This window comes from Pseudomonas sp. BF-RE-25 (assembly GCF_019956105.1).
Taxonomy (GTDB): domain Bacteria; phylum Pseudomonadota; class Gammaproteobacteria; order Pseudomonadales; family Pseudomonadaceae; genus Aquipseudomonas; species Aquipseudomonas migulae.
In genome coordinates, this window is record NZ_JAHBDB010000050.1 from 1 (window position 1) to 20,248 (window position 20,248).

At 60.8% G+C, this 20,248-nt stretch carries 20 protein-coding genes; 7 read left to right on the forward strand and 13 right to left on the reverse strand.

Annotated elements, in window-relative coordinates:
* The first annotated feature begins 132 nt into the window (after positions 1-132).
* Positions 133-762 carry a flavin reductase family protein gene (locus KGB24_RS21370; protein WP_008041982.1) on the forward strand — a complete coding sequence of 210 codons (630 nt, stop codon included), beginning with the start codon at positions 133-135 and terminating at the stop codon, positions 760-762.
* Here the strand turns inward: KGB24_RS21370 and KGB24_RS21375 are convergent, their stop codons facing one another.
* Both KGB24_RS21375 and KGB24_RS21380 read right to left on the reverse strand, forming a co-directional pair.
* On the reverse strand, positions 763-993 hold the full coding sequence (locus tag KGB24_RS21375; RefSeq protein ID WP_008034307.1) for a hypothetical protein: 231 nt from the start codon (positions 991-993) through the stop codon (positions 763-765).
* A gap of 41 nt (positions 994-1,034) precedes the next feature.
* On the reverse strand, positions 1,035-1,388 hold the full coding sequence (locus KGB24_RS21380) for a putative quinol monooxygenase (protein WP_008034309.1): 354 nt from the start codon (positions 1,386-1,388) through the stop codon (positions 1,035-1,037).
* A gap of 334 nt (positions 1,389-1,722) precedes the next feature.
* Here KGB24_RS21380 and KGB24_RS21385 point away from each other — a divergent pair, with 334 nt between their 5' ends.
* Entirely contained in the window at positions 1,723-2,652 is a 930-nt protein-coding gene (locus KGB24_RS21385) for an AraC family transcriptional regulator (RefSeq protein WP_223415989.1), read from the forward strand.
* Positions 2,653-2,784: 132 nt separating this feature from the next.
* Here the strand turns inward: KGB24_RS21385 and KGB24_RS21390 are convergent, their stop codons facing one another.
* From KGB24_RS21390 to KGB24_RS21415, 6 genes are all read right to left on the reverse strand, one after another.
* Positions 2,785-3,840: an ABC transporter ATP-binding protein gene (locus KGB24_RS21390; protein ID WP_008034313.1), complete on the reverse strand. Its 1,056-nt coding sequence runs from the start codon at positions 3,838-3,840 to the stop codon at positions 2,785-2,787.
* Positions 3,841-3,857: 17 nt separating this feature from the next.
* The gene (locus KGB24_RS21395) at positions 3,858-4,706 is read right to left on the reverse strand and encodes an ABC transporter permease (RefSeq protein WP_223415988.1); all 849 of its coding nucleotides are present in this window, start codon (positions 4,704-4,706) and stop codon (positions 3,858-3,860) included.
* Positions 4,703-5,611 carry an ABC transporter permease gene (locus tag KGB24_RS21400; protein WP_008034316.1) on the reverse strand — a complete coding sequence of 303 codons (909 nt, stop codon included), beginning with the start codon at positions 5,609-5,611 and terminating at the stop codon, positions 4,703-4,705. The genes KGB24_RS21395 and KGB24_RS21400 overlap by 4 nt, the downstream gene beginning before the upstream one ends.
* A gap of 142 nt (positions 5,612-5,753) precedes the next feature.
* Positions 5,754-6,857, reverse strand: coding sequence for an extracellular solute-binding protein (locus tag KGB24_RS21405; RefSeq protein ID WP_008034320.1), 1,104 nt, complete (start codon positions 6,855-6,857; stop codon positions 5,754-5,756).
* A 217-nt stretch (positions 6,858-7,074) separates the two neighbouring features.
* Positions 7,075-8,523 carry an aldehyde dehydrogenase family protein gene (locus KGB24_RS21410; RefSeq protein ID WP_223415987.1) on the reverse strand — a complete coding sequence of 483 codons (1,449 nt, stop codon included), beginning with the start codon at positions 8,521-8,523 and terminating at the stop codon, positions 7,075-7,077.
* Positions 8,520-10,157 carry a 5-guanidino-2-oxopentanoate decarboxylase gene (locus tag KGB24_RS21415; protein WP_223415986.1) on the reverse strand — a complete coding sequence of 546 codons (1,638 nt, stop codon included), beginning with the start codon at positions 10,155-10,157 and terminating at the stop codon, positions 8,520-8,522. Before KGB24_RS21415 ends, KGB24_RS21410 begins: the two co-directional genes overlap by 4 nt.
* 160 nt (positions 10,158-10,317) lie before the next feature.
* Here KGB24_RS21415 and KGB24_RS21420 point away from each other — a divergent pair, with 160 nt between their 5' ends.
* A complete protein-coding gene (locus KGB24_RS21420; protein WP_223415985.1) occupies positions 10,318-11,199 on the forward strand; it encodes a LysR substrate-binding domain-containing protein in 882 nt (293 codons plus the stop codon).
* 123 nt (positions 11,200-11,322) lie between these two features.
* Here KGB24_RS21420 and KGB24_RS21425 read toward each other — a convergent pair whose 3' ends face one another.
* Both KGB24_RS21425 and KGB24_RS21430 read right to left on the reverse strand, forming a co-directional pair.
* On the reverse strand, positions 11,323-11,937 hold the full coding sequence (locus KGB24_RS21425; RefSeq protein WP_223415984.1) for an NAD(P)-dependent oxidoreductase: 615 nt from the start codon (positions 11,935-11,937) through the stop codon (positions 11,323-11,325).
* A gap of 41 nt (positions 11,938-11,978) precedes the next feature.
* Complete coding sequence (locus KGB24_RS21430) at positions 11,979-12,854, reverse strand: MBL fold metallo-hydrolase (protein WP_008034330.1); 876 nt, start codon at positions 12,852-12,854, stop codon at positions 11,979-11,981.
* Positions 12,855-13,064: 210 nt separating this feature from the next.
* Between KGB24_RS21430 and KGB24_RS21435 the strand changes: the two genes are divergently transcribed.
* The gene (locus KGB24_RS21435; RefSeq protein ID WP_223415983.1) at positions 13,065-13,970 is read left to right on the forward strand and encodes a LysR family transcriptional regulator; all 906 of its coding nucleotides are present in this window, start codon (positions 13,065-13,067) and stop codon (positions 13,968-13,970) included.
* A gap of 196 nt (positions 13,971-14,166) precedes the next feature.
* A complete protein-coding gene (locus tag KGB24_RS21440) occupies positions 14,167-14,343 on the forward strand; it encodes a hypothetical protein (protein WP_223415982.1) in 177 nt (58 codons plus the stop codon).
* An 8-nt stretch (positions 14,344-14,351) separates the two neighbouring features.
* Here the strand turns inward: KGB24_RS21440 and KGB24_RS21445 are convergent, their stop codons facing one another.
* Complete coding sequence (locus KGB24_RS21445; RefSeq protein ID WP_008034335.1) at positions 14,352-15,248, reverse strand: helix-turn-helix domain-containing protein; 897 nt, start codon at positions 15,246-15,248, stop codon at positions 14,352-14,354.
* A gap of 188 nt (positions 15,249-15,436) precedes the next feature.
* Here KGB24_RS21445 and pobA point away from each other — a divergent pair, with 188 nt between their 5' ends.
* Both pobA and KGB24_RS21455 read left to right on the forward strand, forming a co-directional pair.
* The gene (gene pobA, locus KGB24_RS21450; RefSeq protein WP_223415990.1) at positions 15,437-16,621 is read left to right on the forward strand and encodes a 4-hydroxybenzoate 3-monooxygenase; all 1,185 of its coding nucleotides are present in this window, start codon (positions 15,437-15,439) and stop codon (positions 16,619-16,621) included.
* A 79-nt stretch (positions 16,622-16,700) separates the two neighbouring features.
* Entirely contained in the window at positions 16,701-18,218 is a 1,518-nt protein-coding gene (locus KGB24_RS21455; protein WP_223415981.1) for an MDR family MFS transporter, read from the forward strand.
* A gap of 107 nt (positions 18,219-18,325) precedes the next feature.
* Here the strand turns inward: KGB24_RS21455 and KGB24_RS21460 are convergent, their stop codons facing one another.
* Together KGB24_RS21460 and KGB24_RS21465 are read right to left on the reverse strand one after the other, a co-directional pair.
* Positions 18,326-19,174 (reverse strand): cache domain-containing protein, encoded by an 849-nt coding sequence (locus tag KGB24_RS21460; RefSeq protein WP_223415980.1) that lies wholly within the window; start codon positions 19,172-19,174, stop codon positions 18,326-18,328.
* A 119-nt stretch (positions 19,175-19,293) separates the two neighbouring features.
* Positions 19,294-20,169 (reverse strand): ATPase, encoded by an 876-nt coding sequence (locus KGB24_RS21465; protein WP_223415979.1) that lies wholly within the window; start codon positions 20,167-20,169, stop codon positions 19,294-19,296.
* Positions 20,170-20,248 lie beyond the last annotated feature (79 nt).

A 20,248-nucleotide genomic window follows, 5' to 3' on the forward strand; every position in this document is an offset into this window, starting at 1 on the left:
ATGTTGTGTCAGTCAACATCAACGTGTCTGACACTCCATCGCCAGCAAGCCGGCTCCTACAGGGGATTGTGTGCGCTGGAAATCCGCTGTCCATCCTTGCACTATGAACGCCACACCAACAGGAATCCCTTCATGCCCGACGACATCCACTACTACGAACCCGCCAACGGCCACGGTCTGCCGCATGACCCGTTCAATGCCATCGTCGGCCCGCGCCCCATCGGCTGGATTTCTTCGCAGGATGCCGACGGCCGCCTGAACCTGGCGCCCTACAGTTTCTTCAACGCGTTCAACTACATTCCACCGATCATTGGATTTTCCAGCGTCGGACGCAAAGACAGCCTAAACAACATCGAACAGACCGGCGAGTTCGCCTGGAACCTGGCGACCCGGCCGCTGGCCGAACAAATGAACCAGAGCTGCGCGATGGTCGGGCCAGAGGTCAACGAGTTCGAGTTGTCCGGGCTGACGCCTGTGGCGTCGAAAATCATTCAGGTGCCACGGGTCGCCGAAAGCCCGGTGTCCTTCGAGTGCAAGGTCACGCAGATCATCCAATTGCAGCGCGCTGACGGCAACGTGGTGCCGAGCTGGCTGATTCTCGGCGAAGTGGTCGCCGTGCATATCGCCAAATGGCTGTTGAAGGACGGGGTGTACGACACCGCCGCGGCAGAACCGATTCTGCGCGGTGGCGGACCAGCGGATTACTTTCAACTGGGCCCGGAGGCCTTGTTCAAGATGTTCCGCCCGGGAGCGGTCAGATAATTACCAGATCAGCTCGCCGTCTTCGCCGACGCCCTTGAGGTGCGTCAGTTGCAGGGCGGCAGCTTCGTCCGCTTCTTTGGCGGTCTTGAAAGTCTGGTCTTCCAGCAATTTGTTGAAGCGCGGTGCGCCCGAGCCACCGATGGCTTTGGTGGCAATCGCCGCATAGTAACCGCCCTCGCGGGGCACTACGGCGGATACGGCTTCGAAGGTTTCAAAGGCTTTGCGTGCCATGTCGCGGATCCTGGCTGATTGAGAATGGCGTCATTAAACCCTCAACCCGCCAGTTTGTGTACCCGCGACCGGGACTGCCACTGCGCCTGGGCCGCCGAAACGTCCTTGAAGGTATGGAAATCCAGGCTGTTGACCACCAGCTCTTGCACCAGCTCAGCGAAAATATCCATGGCCGGCGTGCTGAAATAGGCCGTCATGGCTTGCTGATGGGTCCAGAAACCGGACACCAGCCACAACTCCGGATCGCACTGCGAATGCTGCAGGGAAAAACTCAGGCAGCCAGGCGCGGTGCGCGACGGCTCGATCAAGGCGCTGAGGCGCGCACCGAGTTCCGCCGAACACCCGGCGCGGGCCCGGACGAAGGCCATATGACTGACGGGGATCTGCTTAGACATGTTCAACCCTCCCAGGTACTCGAGTGGCAGCCGTGGGACGGGCTGCGACAGGATCCAAGATTAAGCCCCTGCACGCCGCCCCGTTAGTCGATTCCTGCCGGCTTGTTGCACAATCCTGCGAGACTGCATTCGGTACCTGTAACAATGTGTGAATAGTGTCACAGGCCTGAAACACGAGGTTCGAGCAAGTTTCCCCTGCCATAGACTGCCCTGGCAGCACACCTCTTCAACCCCGTGCAGAATCAGGCAAGCTTTTCGCAGGATGTGTCTACCGCTGTGCCTTGCACAAATTTAAGCTCAGCTCATTCCCATTGCTTCGCCGAGGATGCCCTGCATGTCGTCGCTCGATCACTTTCAAGCCCCGCTGGACGCCGACATGGAGAAACAGCGCGCGGAACTGGCCGCCATCATCCGTCGCAATACGATGGAGGATGGCACTTATGCCACTGCCGTCGCCTCGCTGTTCATGGGCAAACACAGCCAGTCCCATGAATTCACCCCGGTGCTGGCGCAACCGGCGTTGTGCATCATGGCGCAGGGGCGCAAAGAGGTCAGACTGGCCGACGAATACTTCAATTACGACCCGCTGAACTACCTGGTGGTGTCGGTCTCCATGCCCCTGAGCGGGCGAATAGTGAACGTCACCTCTGAAGAACCGATTCTCTCGGTGCGGCTGGACATTGATCCGGCGGAAATCACCGCGTTGATTGCCGACGCCGGCCCTTTGGGCGTACCGACCCGCCCCACCGGTCGCGGTTTGTATGTCGAACGGATCGACACCGCGATGCTCGACGCGGTGTTGCGCCTGGCGCGATTGCTGGACACGCCGAAAGACATCGCCATGCTCGCACCGTTGATTCGCCGGGAGATTCTCTATCGGTTGTTGCGCAGTCAGCAGGGCCATCGCTTGTATGAGATCGCGATTGCCAATAGCCAGAGCCACCGCATCAGCCAGGCGATCAAATGGCTCAACGGCAATTATGAGCAGCCGCTGCGCATTGATGATCTGGCCAAGGAAGTGAACCTGAGCGTGTCGACCTTGCACCACCGGTTCAAGGCGATGACGGCTATGAGTCCGTTGCAGTATCAGAAGCAATTGCGCTTGCAGGAAGCGCGGCGGTTGATGCTGGCCGAAGGGCTGGAAGCGTCGGCGGCGGGGTATCGCGTCGGGTATGAAAGCCCGTCGCAGTTCAGCCGGGAGTACAGCCGGTTGTTCGGGGCGCCGCCGCTGCGGGATTTGGCGCGGTTGCGGTTGACGGTTTGATCCGGATTTTGCGGAGCAAGTGCCGGCCCCATCGCGAGCAGGCTCACTCCCACAGGGGTTTGGTGTACACCAATCCAATGTGGGAGTGAGCCTGCTCGCGATGAGGCCAGCAAAGCCGACATCAAATCCGGATCAGGCGCCTAGTACTCGGCAAGCCTCGGCCGGCAACGTCACCGACACCGGGTTGCCAATGCTCAACCCAAACCCCTGGCACGGCGTGCTCAACGCGGTAAACGACACCCCGGAACACTCCACGGTCGTCTCGATCGTCGCGCCGATGTCACGCACGAACGTCACGGTGCCCAACAAGCGATTCCCCGCCGTCGCCTGCGGATGCGACAGTTGCAGGTCCTCAGGGCGGATCAGCATCTTGACCTTCTCCCCCGCCGCAATGCTCGTGCAGATCGGCACTTGCAGTGCATCGCCCCCCGGCAGGCTGACCTGGCCGTTACCCAGCGCGGTCGCCGGGAAAATGTTGCCCGAGCCGATGAAGTCCGCAACGAACTCGTTGGCCGGATGACGATAGATCTCGATCGGCGTGCCCACTTGTTGCACGCGATGCTCACCCAGCACCACGACGATATCGGCCATGGTCATCGCCTCACGCTGGTCGTGGGTGACCATGATGGTGGTGATGTTCAGGCGTTGTTGCAGCTGACGGATTTCCACCTGCATCGACTCGCGCAGCTTGGCGTCCAGCGCCGACAGCGGTTCGTCCAGCAGGAGGATTTTCGGGTGGTTGGCAATCGCCCGGGCAATCGCCACACGCTGGCGTTGACCGCCAGACAGTTTCGCCACCGGGCGGTCAATCATTTCCTGCAACTGGATCAGTTCCAGCAATTCCACTACGCGCTTGTGCTGATCAGCCTTGCTGACCCCGCGCAATTTCAGCGGATAGGCGATGTTTTCCCCAACGGTCATGTGCGGAAACAGCGCCAACGATTGAAACACCATGCCGAAATTACGCAGATGCGCCGGGGTTTGGCCGATGTCTTCACCGTCCAGGCGAATCTCGCCGCCGGTCAGGGTTTCGAGGCCGGCGATCATCCGCAGCAAGGTGGTTTTACCGCACCCCGAAGGGCCGAGGAAACACACCAGTTTGCCTTCCGGCAAATGCAGGTTCACATCCTTTACCGCGCAGGCCGAGCCGTAATGTTTCTCGACGTTTTCCAGAATCAGACCAGACATATGAATCACCTCAAGAATCAGAACGAAACGCCACCTTCACCGACCAGCTTCTCCAACGCCCAGATCAGGACGAAGTCGATCAGCACGATCAGCACGGCAAACGAAAATACGGTAGGGTCGAGCGACGACACGGTGCGGCTGTACATCCAGATCGGCACGGTCATCACGTCGATGGTGTAAAGGAAATAGGTCACGGTGAATTCGTTGAACGAGACGATGAACGCCAGCAGCATCCCCGCCAGAATCCCCGATTTCATCAGCGGCACCACCACATCGATGATCGCCCGCGTTGGCGAAGCACCGAGCATTTGTGCGGCCTCTTCGACTTCGCTGCCGATGGAGAGCATTGCCGCCGTGCAGTTTTTCACCACGAACGGCAGCGCCAGGATCACGTGGGCAATCACCAGCCGTGAGGTGGTCATCTGGAACGGCAGGCTGTCGAACACCAGCAGCAACGCCAGGCCCAATACCACCATCGGAAACACCAGCGGCAGCGACATCAGTTGCAGCGCCACCGCCTTGCCGCGGAACTCGCAACGGGTCAGCGCATAAGCCGCCGGCACCGCGATGATCGTGGCGAAGACCATGGTCAGGCACGACACCATCAGGCTGGTGGTCATGGCTTTGCCGAGGCTCAGCACATCACTCGCGTCCGGCGACACGAAGGTGTGCCAGGCGGCCTTGTACCATTGCAGGCTGTAGCTGCTCGGCGGGAAGTCGAGGTTCGACGAACCGCTGAACGACATGACGATCATGGTCAGGATCGGCAACACCGCCAGCAGCAAAATAAACCCCGAGAGGATGCCGGCAAACTTGCCGGTTTCGCCTGGCAGCAGCGAATAACGCTTCTTGATCACAGAGCTCATTGCGAAGCCTCCAGCATGCGCCGACGACGGCCAGTGATGTATTCGGACAAAGTCATGATCGCGAGCGTGGTGACAATCAGCACCACACCGGCGGCGGACGCGGCGGGCCAGTTCATCAGCGGGGCGATCTGGTCATGGACCATCACCGCCAGCATCGGCACGCGTCGGCCACCCAGCAACAACGGCACCACGAAGCTGCTGGCGTTGTAAGCGAAAACCAGTGTCGCGCCGGTGATGATCCCCGGAAAACTCATCGGCAGAACCACCTGGCGGAACACCTGAAAGCGACTGGCGCCCAGCGTGGCGGCAGCCTCTTCGTAAGTGCGGGCGACGCCGCGCATGGCGCTGGCAATCGGCAGCACGGCCAACGGGAACGCGGTTTGCACCAGGCCCATCAGCACGCCGTTCTGGTTGTACAGCAGCATGATCGGGCGCTTGATCAGGCCCAGGCCCATCAGTGCCTGATTGAGCATGCCGCCCGGGCCGAGAATCACCAGCCAGCCGTAGCTTTGCAGCAGCAGGTTGACCAGCAATGGCAGCAGCACCGCAGCGAGGAAGATCCTGCGCACAAACGGCGACGTCAGGCGCGACATGGTGTAGGCCACCGGGATCGCCAGCACCACGGCGATCACTGCGCTGATCAGCGCCAGGCGCAGGGTCAGCAGCAAGGATTTGAGGTAATACGGTTCCAGCAATTGGGCGTAACTGGCCAGGCTGAACCCGGTCCATTCCGCGCCTTTGGTGCCGACGCTCATGCGCAGCACCAGCAGGCTGGCGGCAATCAGCACGCCGAGAAACAGCATCGACGGCGTCAGAAAAAACCAGGCGCGGGTCGTCGGCGAAACACCCCGATTGGCGCGCACAGGAGCTGCATCGACCGGATGAGTCAGAGGTTGGTGTTCCATAGCAAGGGTCTCGTCAATGGAAGATCCTGGCGAGTGCTGCGCACTCGATCGCCGGCAAGCCAGCTCCTACAGGGCTTAGCGCTGTATTTGTAGGAGCTGGCTTGCCAGCGATGAGGTTCGAAGAACCTCCCTGCGATTCAAATCAGGAAGAAAAGATTTCCGTGTAGCGACGAATCCATTGGTCATGCACGGAGGCCAGGAAGGCGTTGTCGTGCATGATCGCCTTCTCGGCAATCTGCTCAGGCGTGAGGATGTACGGGCTCTTGCGCGCTTCGGCGGAGATGATCGCCTTGGCGTTGACCGGGCCGTTGTAAATGTCCTCAGCCATCTTGCCCTGCACCAGCGGGTCCAGAGAGTGGTTGATGAACGCGTAGGTCAGGTCGGTATCGCCCGGACGGTTTTTCGGCATCACCGACAGCATCAGGTCGGTGTAGAAACCTTCTTTCATGCCGAACGTGGCGCCCAGGCCGTAGGCCGGATCGCGGATCTGTTTCGGGAAGAAGGCCGGTGCGTACAAGCCGCCCATGTCCAGGGAACCGGTGCGGAACAGCTCGGCGATCTGGTTCGGGTTTTCACCCAGGGTCACCACGCGATCCTTCAGCTCCGCGAGTTTCTTGAAGCCGGGTTCGATGTTGTGTTCGTCACCACCGGCCAGTTTGGCGGCGATGATGATCAGGTCCATCGCTTCGGTCCAGTTCGGCGGCGGCAGGAAGATGTTCGGCGACAGCTCGGCGTCCCACAGGGCGGCGTAACTGTCCGGTGCTTCCTTGATGGTACGGGTGCTGTAGACCAGGCTGTTGCACCAGAGCAGGTAGCCGATCCCGTGGCCATTGGCGCCGGTACGGTATTTCTCCGGGACATCCACCAGGTTGGGGATGCGGTTGAGGTCGGGTTTTTCCAGCAGGTTGGCGGCGGCCAGACCTTCGGCGCCAACGCCAGCCAGGGTGATGATGTCGTATTGCGGACGATCACCGCCGGCCTTGAGTTTGGCGACCATTTCCGAAGTACTGCCGGTGCGGTCAGCGATGACCTTGCAGCCGTACTTGTCTTCGAACGTTGCGGCGATGTTGCGCAGTGCGGCCAGGCCTGTGTCATCGGACCAGGTCAGCAGGCGCAGGGTCTTGCCCTGGAAGCGCGTGTCGCTGGCATTGGCCTTGACGAAGGGCAAGCTCATGGCTGCCGCGGCAACCGAGGCCACGCCTACGGTTTTGATGAATTGACGTCTGTTCAGATCATGCTCGCCCATTACGGACTCCCTTTGTTTTTGTAGGTATAAGGCAGGTCGAAACTGTTGCATCCGCGCGGCCGGATCAGTGTTATCCCCCGTATTTTCGGGGGCTTGGCTGAACCAGTGAGTTCATCCTGAGGTCGTGTAAAACACCTGACTATCGATAAAAATTCATTGAAGCCATGACGCCAGCGCATGCCTCCTTTGAAGGCATGCGCTCACCTTTTTCGTGCCGTCAGACGGCGCGAATCACGTGTTTGATTTCCTGGAAAGCCTGCAAGCCCCATGGCCCCAATTCGCGGCCGATGCTGCTCTGTTTGTAGCCGCCCCAGGCGGTCTGCGGGAAGATCACTTGCGGCGCGTTGATCCACACAAGCCCCGCCTGCAAAGCGTTGGCAACCCGATCCGCCGCCTCGGCATCGCGCGTCACCACGCTGGCCACCAGGCCGAACTGGCTGTCGTTGGCCAGGGCAATCGCCTCGGCTTCGGTGGCGAAACTGCGCACGCAGATCACCGGGCCGAAAATCTCTTCACACCACAGCGCACTGTCGAGGGGCACTTCGGTGAAAATCGTCGGCTGCAAAAAATAACCGCGTGGCAGGTCTGCGGGGCGATTGCCGCCGCAGATCAGCTTGGCGCCAGCACTCAAACCGCGGTCGATATGACCGAGTACGCGTTGGTATTGCGCCTGATTGACCAGTGCGCCCATTTCCACGTTCGGGTCGAACGGGTCGGCCACGCGGATGGCTTCAGTACGCGCCTTCAGGCGCAGGAGGAATTCGTCGGCCAGCTCATCGGCGACCAGCACTCGGCTGGTGGCGGAACACATCTGCCCGGCGTTGAAGAAACCACCGCCACAGGCCACTTCCACGGCCAGTTCGATGTCAGCATCGGCCAGCACCAGCAGCGAGGATTTGCCGCCCAGTTCCAGGCTCACGCCCTTCACGGTTTCTGCTGCGCGTTGCATCACCTGCACGCCGACCGCGTTGCTGCCGGTGAAGGAAATCTTGGCGATGCGCGGGTCCGCCGACATCGGCGCGCCGACCGCCAGACCGGTGCCGCAGACCACGTTGAACACGCCCTTCGGCAAACCGGCCTCGGCGATGATCGCCGCCAGTTCCAGCTCCGGCAGCGGCGTCACTTCGGAAGGCTTGAGCACCACGCAGCAACCGGCGGCCAAGGCCGGGGCGAGTTTCCAGGCGGTGGTGACCATCGGGAAATTCCACGGCACGATCAGGCCGACCACACCACACGGCTCACGGAGCACACGGGCGCTGAAGTCGTCGGTGGGCAGCTCGACGTTGCTGTCCTGTTTGGCGTCCAGGCCTTCGGCCAAACCTGCGTAGTACTCGAACGTAGCGATCACGTCATCGACGTCGATGGCCGCTTCGAACAACGGTTTGCCGTTGTTGCTCGACTGCAAGTGCATCAACTTGTCGCGACCGGCCTGCACGCCCGCAGCGATTTTGCGCAGGATGGCACCGCGCTCGGCACCGGTGGTTTGCGACCAGGCCTTGAAGGCTTCGGTGGCTGCATTTGCGGCTTGATCAACGGAGTGCGCATCACCGCCATTCACGGTGGTCAGCAACGCTTCGGTGGCCGGGTTGATCACGCGCAGGTGTTCGCTGCCCGCCGACCATTTTCCGTCAATGAACAGACCGTCAAGCGTGGTTGGGAAGGTCATTTCGACACCGCCTGCATCCACAGAGTCTGATCGACTTCAATCAGGGTCGGGCCCTGGCGATCAGCCGCGCAGCGCAATGCACCGCGTAGTTGCTCGACACCGTCGACCGCTTCGGCCGCACAGCCCAATGCCTTGGCGACACCGATGAAGTCCGGGGTGTAGATGTCTACGCCGACCGGCTCGATGGCGCGGTTGACCATGTATTTCTTGATCTCTTCGTAGCCCTGGTTGTTCCACAGCAGGACGATCACCGGGGTACGCGCTTCAACGGCGCTGGCCAGTTCCGGCAAGGTGAATTGCAGGCCGCCGTCGCCGATCAGGCACACCACCGGAGGACGCGCGCCGTTTTCAACGCTACCGCCGAGCCAGGCGCCAATCGCTGCCGGCAAGGCGTAACCGAGGGTGCCGTAGCCGGTGGACGAGTTGAACCAGCGGCGCGGGCGCTCCGGGTTGAAGGTCAGGTTGCCGGTGTACACCGGTTGGGTCGAATCACCGACAAACACCGCGTTCGGCAATTCGTGCAGGACAGTTTCGAGGAAACGGGTCTGGGCCAGAGTCGGCGCGTCCCAGGTGGCGGCGAGGTCTTCGCGCAGACGTGCGGCGCGGACCTGGCCCCAATCGTTGCGGCGCTCGGCCAGCGATTTGTGGGACAACGCGCTCAGCAAGGCTTGGGCAGCGTTGCGCGAATCGGCTACCAGTGCGATGTGCGGCGGGTAGTTGCGCACGGTCTGGTCCGGGTCGATATCAACGCGCAGCAGCTTGCCGGGAATTTCGAAACCACCGGCGAAAGTGACGTCGTAGTCGGTCTCGGCCAGCTCGGTGCCGATGGCCAGCACCACATCGGCCTCGGCAACCAGGGCGCGAGTCGCGACCAGGCTCTGGGTCGAACCGATCAACAGCGGATGGCCGGATTCGAGCATGCCTTTGGCGTTGATGGTCAGCGCCACTGGCGCGTCCAACAATTCAGCCAGTTCAGTCAATTCCGCAGCGGCATCGATGGCACCGCCACCGGCGAGAATCAGCGGACGCTTGGCACCAGCGAGCAGTTCGGTCATGCGGCTGATCGCGCTTGGCGAAGCACCGGCACGGTCGATGTTGACCGGCAGGCTGCTGAGCAGGTCGTCGGCTTCTTCAACCAGAACGTCCAGTGGAATTTCGATGTGAACAGGACGCGGACGACCGGCCTGGAACAGCGCGAAAGCGCGGGCCAACACGCCCGGCAGTTCGGACGCCGACATCAGGGTGTGGGAGAACGCCGCCACGCCGCCGACCAATGCGCTCTGGTTCGGCAGCTCGTGGAGCTTGCCGCGACCACCGCCCAACTGGCTGCGGGTCTGCACGCTGGAGATCACCAGCATCGGGATCGAATCGGCGTAGGCCTGGCCCATGGCGGTGGTGATGTTGGTCATGCCCGGGCCGGTGATGATGAAGCACACACCCGGTTTGCCGCTGGTGCGTGCATAACCGTCGGCCATGAAACCGGCGCCCTGTTCGTGACGCGGAGTGACGTGGTTGATGCTCGAACGGGCCAGCCCGCGATACAGCTCCACGGTGTGAACCCCGGGGATGCCGAACACCTGCTCAACCCCGTAATCTTCGAGTAACTTGACCAATACTTCGCCGCACGTCGCCATGTCTTTTGCCCTTTTTGTTCGTTTGAGACGCCGGGCCTGCGCAGTGTTTATGATGAGCGGGCAGGTCCAGGGATGGCCTCATTGGAACGGGCGACACGTAGCCGCAACAATGGATAAAAAGTCATACTAGCCATGTCCTCACGTCATACCTTGGATCCCAATGAAACGATTGCCTCCCCTGCCGGCGCTGCACACTTTTCTGATTACCGCGCAGTGCTGCAACTTCACCCGTGCCGCCGAACAGCTGTTCATCACCCAGGGCGCGGTGAGTCGACAGATCGCCGGGCTGGAAGAACATTTGGGTTATGAGCTGTTCATTCGCCAGGCCCGCGGCCTGGATTTGACGGCTGAAGGACGGGAGTGGCTGCCACGGGTGCAGCAGATTTTCGGCTTGATCGACGAGGCGGTGGAGCAGATCGGCGAGAAGCGCGAAACCCTGCAACTCAAGGCGCCGACCTGTGTGATGCGCTGGTTGTTGCCGCGCCTGTTGCAGTGGCAACGGGAGCGTCCGGATGTACCGGTGGAGCTGACCACCACGGTCAAGCACGGCGTGGATTTTCATCGCGAGCAATTCGATGCGGCGGTGATGTATGGCGCGCCGCCGGACAACGCGCTGACGTCTTATCTGTTGTTCGATGAGCAACTGACGCCGGTGTGTTCGCGACCGATGCTGGAGGGGCCGCAGGCCTTGCAGTCACCGGCGGATCTGCAACAGCACTTGCTGCTGCACCCGACGCGGGATGAGCGCGACTGGAATGCCTGGTTGAAAGCAGCGAATCTTCAACTGAGCAATGTCAGCAAGGGTCAGCATTTCGAAACCCTGGACCTGGCGATGTCGATGGCGTCTCAGGGAACAGGTGTGGCGATTGGTGATTGGTCGTTGATTGGCGATGACCTGAGTGCCGGGCGGCTGGTCATGCCGTTTGAATTGAAGGTGAAAACCGGGTTGGCGTATTACCTGGTATTCCCGGAGAAACCTGCACCTTCGCCGAAGTTGCGCGAATTGATGGGGTGGTTGGTGGAGCAGGCGCAGTCGCGTTGAACAATATCCTGTAGGAGCGAGCCTGCTCGCGATGAACCGGAGAACACCGCGGGGTATCTGGTTCCCAGCGTTATCGTTGGCGATCATCGCGAGCAAGCTTGCTCCTACAGGAGATCAGTGACCTCAATACCCAACTGTAAACCGCTGCCGAGAGTGCTTCGGCACTTCCACTTCATCCAACATCGCAATCGCATAATCAGCAAACGTAATCCAGCTGCGCCCCGCCCCGCTCACCAGCAAATCATCCTTGCCAACCCGAAACGTGCCCGTACGCTCACCTTCGACAAACTCCGCCGAGGGCGACAGGAAGGTCCAGTCCAGTTCCTGTTCCTTGCGCAGGTTTTCGAGAAACAACGCACCGGCGCTGGCCTCTGCCTTGTATTCCGCCGGGAAGCCTTCGCTGTCGATGACGCGGGTGCCGTCCGGCAGCAACAGCGAACCGGCACCGCCCACCACCAGCAGACGTTTCACCCCGGCCTTCTTCACCGGCGCCACAACGGCAGCGGCGGGAATCGTGGAGAAATGTGCCGCGCTGATAACCACATCATGCCCCGTCACAGCGGCTTGCAAGGCGTCGCCATCCAGCACGTCGACATTCTTGCTGACCACCCCGGCACGCTGGCCGATTTTCGACGTATCGCGCGCGATGGCCGTAACGCTATGACCACGACGCAGGGCTTCTTCCAACAGTTGGCTGCCGGCACGGCCGGTGGCACCGATGATTGCGATGTTGCTCATGACGTTCTCCAGTGTGGATCAGTGTGAGTGGGTGAATCGGGTTACCACTTCATCTCGCCCTTGGCGACTTTGGCGCTCAGCTCCAGCGAGCTTTCTTCGCCCAGTTTCGGGTAGCGTTTTTTCATCGCGGCGATCAGCGCGGCGGCGTCTTTGGCCTTGGCGGTTTCTTCGTCAAAGGCTTTGATGTAATCCGCGGTGAACTGCACGGCGGCCAGGGAGCGGGCACTTTTGCCGAGGTAGTGACCCGGCACGAGGGTGTGCGGTTTCAGGGTTTCGATGGAATGCAGCGTAGCCAACCAATCAGCGTGGGACTGCGCGGTTTGGGTATCGGCCATCCACACGTGAATGTTTTCTGCGACGACCACGCCACCGACCACTGCCTTGATCGACGGGATCCACACAAAGGTGCGATCCGGTTGTTTGCCCTCAAGACCTACCACCTGCAACTTCTGCCCTTCGAGCATCAGGCTGTCGCCCTTGAGTACGTCCGGCACGATGGTTTTGGCCGGCACGTCGGCCCCCATTTTCGGCCCCCAGAACGCCAGTTTGCCGTCGACGGTTTGCTTGATGTGGTCCACGGTCGGTTGCGAGGCGAGCACCTTGGCGTTGGGGAACGCGGCGGTCAGGGTGTCGAGGCCGAAGTAGTAATCCGGGTCACCGTGGCTGATGTAGATGGTGGTCAGTTGCTTGCCGCTGGCGCGGATTTTTTCCACCACTTGCTCGGCCTGGGATTTGCCGAATTGCGCGTCCACCAGAATCGCGTCTTTCTCGCCGCTGACCAGCACCGACGTCACCGGAAAGATCGCTTTCTCGCCAGGGTTGTAAACATCCAGCGTCAGCGTCGATGCCGCCGCGTGGGCCGCGAAACCGAGGGTGGCCGTGGCCAGCAAAATACGCTTGAGGTTGAAACCGATCATCTGTTGCTCCGTTGTTTGTCGACGCCTTTTGTAGGAGCGAGCTTGCTCGCGATGGTCGTTAACGATGACGCGTGCTTACCGGTTGAAACGCGGTGCCTGTGCGCCCTTCGCGAGCAAGCTCGCTCCTACAGGAGGACAGAGCTTAGTTGCCTTATTCATTACAAAAAATGCGATGCTTAGACATAGTTTGTTTCTGAAAGCGGGCAAATCATGGATCGTCTACAAGCAATGCGCGTATTCGTCACGGTGGTCGACCTCGGCAGCCAGTCGGCCGCCGCCGATCACCTGGACCTGTCGCGGCCGGTGGTTTCGCGGTATCTGGCGGAACTGGAAGACTGGGTTGGCGCGCGCCTGATGCATCGCACCACGCGTAAATTGAGCCTGACCGCCGCCGGCAGTGAAATCCTGCCGCGCTGTCGGCAGATGCTCGACCTGTCCACGGACATGCAGGCCGCCGTCAGCGAGCCGGACGATGCGCCGCGGGGCCTGCTGCGGATCAGCGTCAGCACCTCGTTCGGCCAGGCGCAATTGGCGGATGCGATGGCCGCCTACGTCAAACGTTACCCCGGCGTCAGCATCGACCTGCAGATGCTCGACCGCACGGTGAACCTGGTGGATGAGCGCATCGATCTGGCGATTCGCACCAGCAATGACCTGGACCCGAACCTCATTGCGCGGCGGCTGACGGTCTGCCGCTCGGTGATCTGCGCCGCCCCCGCTTACCTGCAGGAGCACCCGACGCCAATGCGGGTGGAAGACCTGAGCCAGCACAACTGCCTGACCCACTCCTACTTCGGCAAAAGCCTGTGGCATTTCGAGCAGGACGGCGAACCGGTCTCGGTGCCGGTACAGGGCAACATCAGCGCCAACGAAGCGAGCACCCTGCTGCGCGCAACAATCGCTGGCGCCGGGGTGGCGATGCTGCCGAGTTATCAGGCGGGTGTGCATATCCACAGCGGCGAACTGATCCGCCTGCTGCCCCAGGCCGAACCGCGCCAGATGAACATCTACGCGGTGTATGCCTCACGCAAGCACATGCCGGCGGCATTGCGCAGCGTGCTGGATTTTCTGGTGCTGCGGTTTCCGGAAGAACCGGAATGGGATATTGGCCTGTAAACACGTCCCCCTTGTAGGAGCCGGCTTGCCGGCGATGGTCGTTAACGATAACGCGGGCTTACTGGATAAACGCGGTGCCTTTACGTTCATCGCCAGCAAGCTGGCTCCTACAGGGGGGAATGCATGACTGGCAACTCACTGCCGCTGACCTATGCTGAACTTAGTACCGAAGGGTATTCGTTCAGAGGTCAACGCCATGAACACGAAAACAAGAAGATACCTCGCCATTTTCATCACCTGCGCGGTGACGCTGACGCTGTACGGCACCGCGGCGTGGCGCGTTGAGCAATTGCGAAACCTGCCCCGTGAGTACGCGAGCTGCAACTTCGAGCGCTGCATTCCCCACAACGCGACCCTCAACGCCCTCCGGTGATGAAGGGATCAGGCCTCGTTGTCCTGATCGGCCTTCAAGCGGTCGCGGAACGCCTTGGGTGAGATCCCCACACGACGTCGGAACAGGCGCGTGAAGTTGGTCGGATCGGAAAACCCCAACACATCGGACATTTCATAAATGGTCATGCTGGTGTAGGTCAGCAAACGCTTGGCCTCCAGCAATTGCCGCTCGTGCATGATCTGCAACGCCGGTTGTCCCGCCAGCTCACGGCACGTGCCGTTGAGGTGCGACACCGAAATCCCCAGCCGATGCGCCAGGTCTTCAACCTTGACGTGCTGGCGATACGTCTCTTCCACCAGTTGGATAAACCCGTTGAGGTATTCCCGCGCACGTTGCGGACGCTGACTGGCCGAGCGACGCTGCAACGCCTGCCGGCTGACCCACACCATGATCACGCTGACCAGCGAATGCATGAGCATTTCCCGGGCCGGTTGATGGCCGGTGTATTCGGTTTGCAGCGCAGAAAACAGGCTGTTGAGGTACTCGCTGTCGTTGCCGGCCGGATAACTTTCGGCCTGGGCCAGAGCATTCACCGAGTTGCCCAGCTGCGCCTGAAGATGGGCCACCAGTGGCGCGGCGAGGGTCACGACAAAGCCTTCGACATCCTCGGAAAAACGATAACCGTGCACCGATAACGGCGGCAGAACCAGGATCGCCGGTTCGTCCAATTGCGTACGTTTGCCTTCGATTTCAAGCTCTGCCTGACCTTTGAACACGAAGAGTAATTGGCATAAATCGGCGTGGCGATGGGGTTTGATTTCCCACTGGTGTTCGCGGCTGCGTTTGGAAATGGTTTCACAGTGCAGCAAGTCCGGGGTCGGCCAGTCCAGGCTTTCACCGTAGAGCTTGAACACCGGTATCGAAGGCAGGGCAGGCTTGTTCATAACTTCAATCCAGGCCTCGGGAGGTGACGGGCGATAATCGCACCGATTGGCAGAAAGTACAGCTATCGGCTCAGTTTTCACCTTCAATTGACAGACCCGCAAGTGAAAAATGCAAGCACTCGATCCATAAAAATAATTCACCGACGCAGGTCGTGTGGAGCTTGCGAGTCATAAAAACAATGAAAACGTTGAAAACCCAAGTCGCCATCATTGGCGCCGGCCCCTCCGGTTTGCTGCTCGGCCAATTGCTGCACAACGCCGGTATCGACACCCTCATTCTCGAACGCCAGACCCCGGACTATGTGCTCGGGCGAATCCGTGCCGGTGTCCTCGAACAAGGCATGGTAGAGCTGCTGCGTCAGGCCGGCGTCGGCCAGCGAATGGACGCCGAAGGGCTGGTTCACGGGGGCTTCGAACTGGCCCTAGACGGGCGCCAGGTGCACATTGATCTGCACGCACTGACCGGGGGCAAAACCGTGATGATCTACGGGCAAACCGAGGTCACTCGCGACCTGATGGCCGCTCGTCGGGAGGCCGGCGCGCAGACGATCTATGAAGCCAGCAACGTCGTGCCTCACGGTATGAAAACCGATGAAACGTTCGTGACGTTCGAAAAGGACGGCGAAACGTATCGGCTCGATTGCGACTACATCGCCGGTTGCGACGGTTTCCATGGTGTAGCGCGGCAATCGATTCCCGCCGACAACCTGAAGGTGTTCGAACGGGTTTATCCGTTCGGCTGGCTGGGGATTCTTGCCGACACACCACCGGTTCACGATGAGTTGGTCTACGCCCGTCACGAACGCGGTTTTGCCCTGTGCAGCATGCGCTCGGCGACTCGCACCCGGTATTACCTTCAGGTCCCTACCGACGAGGCTGTCGAGAATTGGTCCGATCAACGCTTCTGGGATGAGCTCAAATCCCGTCTGCCGGCTGCGCTGGCCGAGTCTTTGGTGACCGGGCCGTCCATCGAAAAAAGCATCGCGCCGTTGCGCAGTTTCGTGGTCGAACCGATGCAATACGGGAGGATGTTTCTGGTCGGCGACGCCGCGCACATCGTCCCGCCGACCGGCGCCAAAGGCCTGAACCTGGCGGCCAGCGACGTCAGTACGTTGTTCAATATCCTGCTGAAGGTTTACCGCGAAGGCCGTGTCGATTTGCTGGAGAAATACTCGGAAGTCTGCCTGCGCAGAGTCTGGAAAGCCGAACGTTTTTCCTGGTGGATGACCTCGATGTTGCACCGCTTTGACGATCACGATGCGTTCAGCCAGCGCATCAGCGCGTCGGAGCTGGACTACTTCGTCAGCTCCGAAGCCGGTCGAAAAACCATTGCAGAAAATTACGTCGGACTTCCGTATGAGGCTATCGAATAGCCTGCTACCGACTTACACTGGCGAGCATCCCCGCTCGCCCTTGTCTCCTGCGGGACCCTCACTGCCCGCAGGTTCTCCCGTGACCAATCTCAACCAGCCTGAAACGCCCAAACCGGCCATCCGGAGCGTGCTGATCGCCCTGATGCTGGCCATCTTTCTCGGGGCGCTGGATCAGACGATCGTCGCTGTATCGATGCCCGCCATCTCCGCGCAGTTCAAGGACGTCAGCCTGCTGGCCTGGGTGATTTCCGGCTACATGGTGGCGATGACCGTGGCCGTGCCGATCTACGGCAAACTCGGCGACCTGTACGGTCGGCGCAAGTTGATGCTGTTCGGCATGGGGCTGTTCACGATTGCTTCGTTCTTCTGCGGCATGGCCCAGAGCATGGAGCAACTGGTGCTGGCGCGGATTCTTCAGGGCATTGGTGCGGGCGGGATGATTTCGGTCAGCCAGGCGATCATCGGCGACATCGTGCCGCCTCGCGAACGCGGTCGTTATCAAGGCTATTTCAGCAGCATGTACGCGGTGGCCAGCGTCGCCGGCCCGGTGCTCGGCGGTTACATGACCGAATACCTGTCCTGGCGCTGGGTGTTCCTGATCAACCTGCCGCTGGGCCTTGGCGCCTGGCTGGTCGCCCGTCACACCCTGGTCGGGCTCCCGGTGCCGCAGCGCAAACCGATCATCGATTACCTCGGCACCGTGTTGATGATCATCGGTTTGACCGCCTTGTTGCTCGGCATTACTCAGGTCGGCCAAGGGCATTCGTGGCGCAGCGCCGAGGTGCTGGGGTTGCTGGGTTGTGCGGTGGTGGTCCTGGCGTTGTTCGTCGGGCATGAGCGCCGTGCACGGGAGCCGTTGCTGCCGATGCACCTGTTCGCCAACCGCAACGCGATCCTGTGCTGGTGCACGATTTTCTTCACCAGTTTCCAGGCGATTTCGTTGATTGTGCTGATGCCGTTGCGCTTCCAGAGCGTGACCGGCGCCGGGGCCGACAGTGCCGCGCTGCACCTGTTGCCACTGGCCATGGGTTTGCCGATAGGCGCGTATTTCGCCGGGCGCCGAACCTCGGTGACCGGGCGCTATAAACCGATGATTCTCGCGGGCGCCCTCCTCATGCCGATCTCGATCCTCGGGATGGCGTTCAGTCCGCCACAGGCGGTGGTGCTCAGCAGTCTGTTCATGGTGCTCAGCGGGATCGCCTCCGGCATGCAGTTCCCGACGTCATTGGTCGGGACGCAGAACTCGGTGGATCAACGGGACATCGGCGTGGCGACCAGCACCACCAACCTGTTCCGCTCCCTGGGCGGCGCGGTGGGCGTGGCATTGATGTCGGCGTTGTTGCTGGCATTGCTGCAAGACTCGAGTTTCGCCCATCTGGCCGGCTCGACACTGATTGCCGAGGGCAGCTCCGGGAACGTCTTGCTGGACGGCCTGAACGCCGCGCCGGGGGATGCGCAGAACGCCTTGCGCGCCGAGCTGCTGCTGACCTTCCGGCATTTGTTGATGGTCAGTGCGGCGGTGTCGTTGCTTGGGTTGGCGGCGGCGATTGCCATGCCGAACCGGGTGTTGCGTGGGCGGGAAGACAAGGCTCGGTAGTTGAACCGAGTCGCGGCCATCGCGGGCAAGCCTCGCTCCTACAAGGACTACGCGATCCTGTAGGAGCGAGGCTTGCCCGCGAAGACGTCATCCCATGTGATAGAGATTCAAGGGCTGTAATACCCCACAGCCACCAGAAAACGCCCGACCTTCTTCAGGTACGCATGCTTGTCCTCGACCTTGCCGGTCACCGGGTTTTTCCACCGATACGCGTATTCGCCATAATCCTGCCCGGCCATCAACGCCAGGATCGGCTCGCCGACCGGCTTGCCTTCAGGGTCCTTGATCTTGCCGAAATCGGTATTGATCAAGCGCAGATTGGTGCCATGGGCGACATAACGCTGGGTATTCAAGTCGACGACGAACACATACAAGTCATCCTGCAAATAACCGCCCTTGAGCGAGTTGATCGACGTGAGCGTGCCCTTCTCGTCCTTGGCCAGATCGGTCGCCGCTTTGTTCAGCAACGCCATCGCCTGCTCCGCCGACGCCCGTGGCAAGTAGTAACCCACCGCCAGAATCCGCTGGCCGACCCGTTGGTAGAACACATGCTTGCGTTCGACTTTGCCGTCGGACCAGTTCTGCCAGCGATACTCCGCTTGCTGAATGCCATTGCCCTCCGGCACTTTCAATGCGTCCTTGAAGGCTTTCTGCAAATCCGGCCCGAGCACATCCGATACATCACGCCCGATCAACGCCGAAGAAGGCCCACCGCTGGCGAGCATCACGCCTTTGGTATCGAGCACGAACACGTAGCGGTCCTTGTCGACAAACTCGCCCTGACGACTGAAGGCCGCGAACGCCTTGTCGCCATTGTCGTGGTAATAGGCCAGGGCTTTTTCCAGCAAGGCGATGGCGGCCTGGCTGTCGTCCTTCTCGGTCCCGGCGGCTTGCGCCTGCCCCAAGCACAGCAACAGCATCCCGCCCAGCAGGGCCAACCTGTGCAAAAACCCCATTACGCATCCCTCGTTCTCTTCGGTGTTTGAAGAGCGTAGACGGCAATGGGGCATGTATGGATATTCAGCGAACCGCAGTCTGCAAAATGGTATTGCAGCGAATTACCGCGCCTTCAGCCTCAAGGCCTGGCCCGCAACTGCTGCTGCAAATTCTGAATCTGCGCCTGAAGGGTGTTGATGTTACGGGTGACCTGGCTACGGAAGGCGTCGAACTCGGCGGTACTGGACGGGCCTGACGCGGCGGCCGGGCGGTTGTCCTGCTCGCTTTTGAGCACGATTATGTCTTGCTCCAGACGTTCGATGGCGGCGCTCGGGTTGCCTTGTTTTTTCAGCGCGGTGATGTCGGCGCCGAGGCTTTTTAGCTGGGCATCAAATTTGTCAGTGTCCGCCGGGGCGCTTTTCAGGGTGGACAGTTCACTGCTCAGGGCTTTGACCTGGGCCTGCAATTGCGTGTTGGCGGTCTGGTGCTCGGTGTTCTGGGCGGTGGCTTGCGCCAGGCGCTTGTCCAGGTCGGCGGTTTGCGCAGTCATTTGCGCCAGACGCTTGTCCAGGTCCGACGTCTGGCCGGCAACGCCCTGCTGCTGTTTACTCTGGTCCTGGAGTTTGCTTTCCAGTTGCCTGATTTGCAGTTTCAGCGCTTCGCTGTCGCTGGTGACGTTGGTCTGACTGGCGACCACCTTGCCGGAAATGTCCTGCAAGCGTCCCGCTGCATCCTCACTGATACGCGCGAAACTTTCCTGGGTCGCCACCAGTTGCTGTTCCATCAGCGAGATCTGCTGAAAGCTCCACCATGCAAGGCCGGCGAACGCAAAGAACAAGGCGCCGACCAGCGCCCACAACGGGCCGGTGCTGGCCGCCCTGACCTTGACCACCGGCGGCGTGCGCGAATGCACGGCGGTGCGGGCGGTGGGCACAAAATCATCGTCGTCGAGGCTGTCGGCACGCAGGCTCGGTACATCGTCGAAGTCGTCGTTGGCATCGTTACGCATGGACATTGAGTCAACCTTTGTGGAACGCGGTGATGGCTTGATGGGGCGAAGTATAAACCCGTCAGCCGCATCGATTGACCCTGAT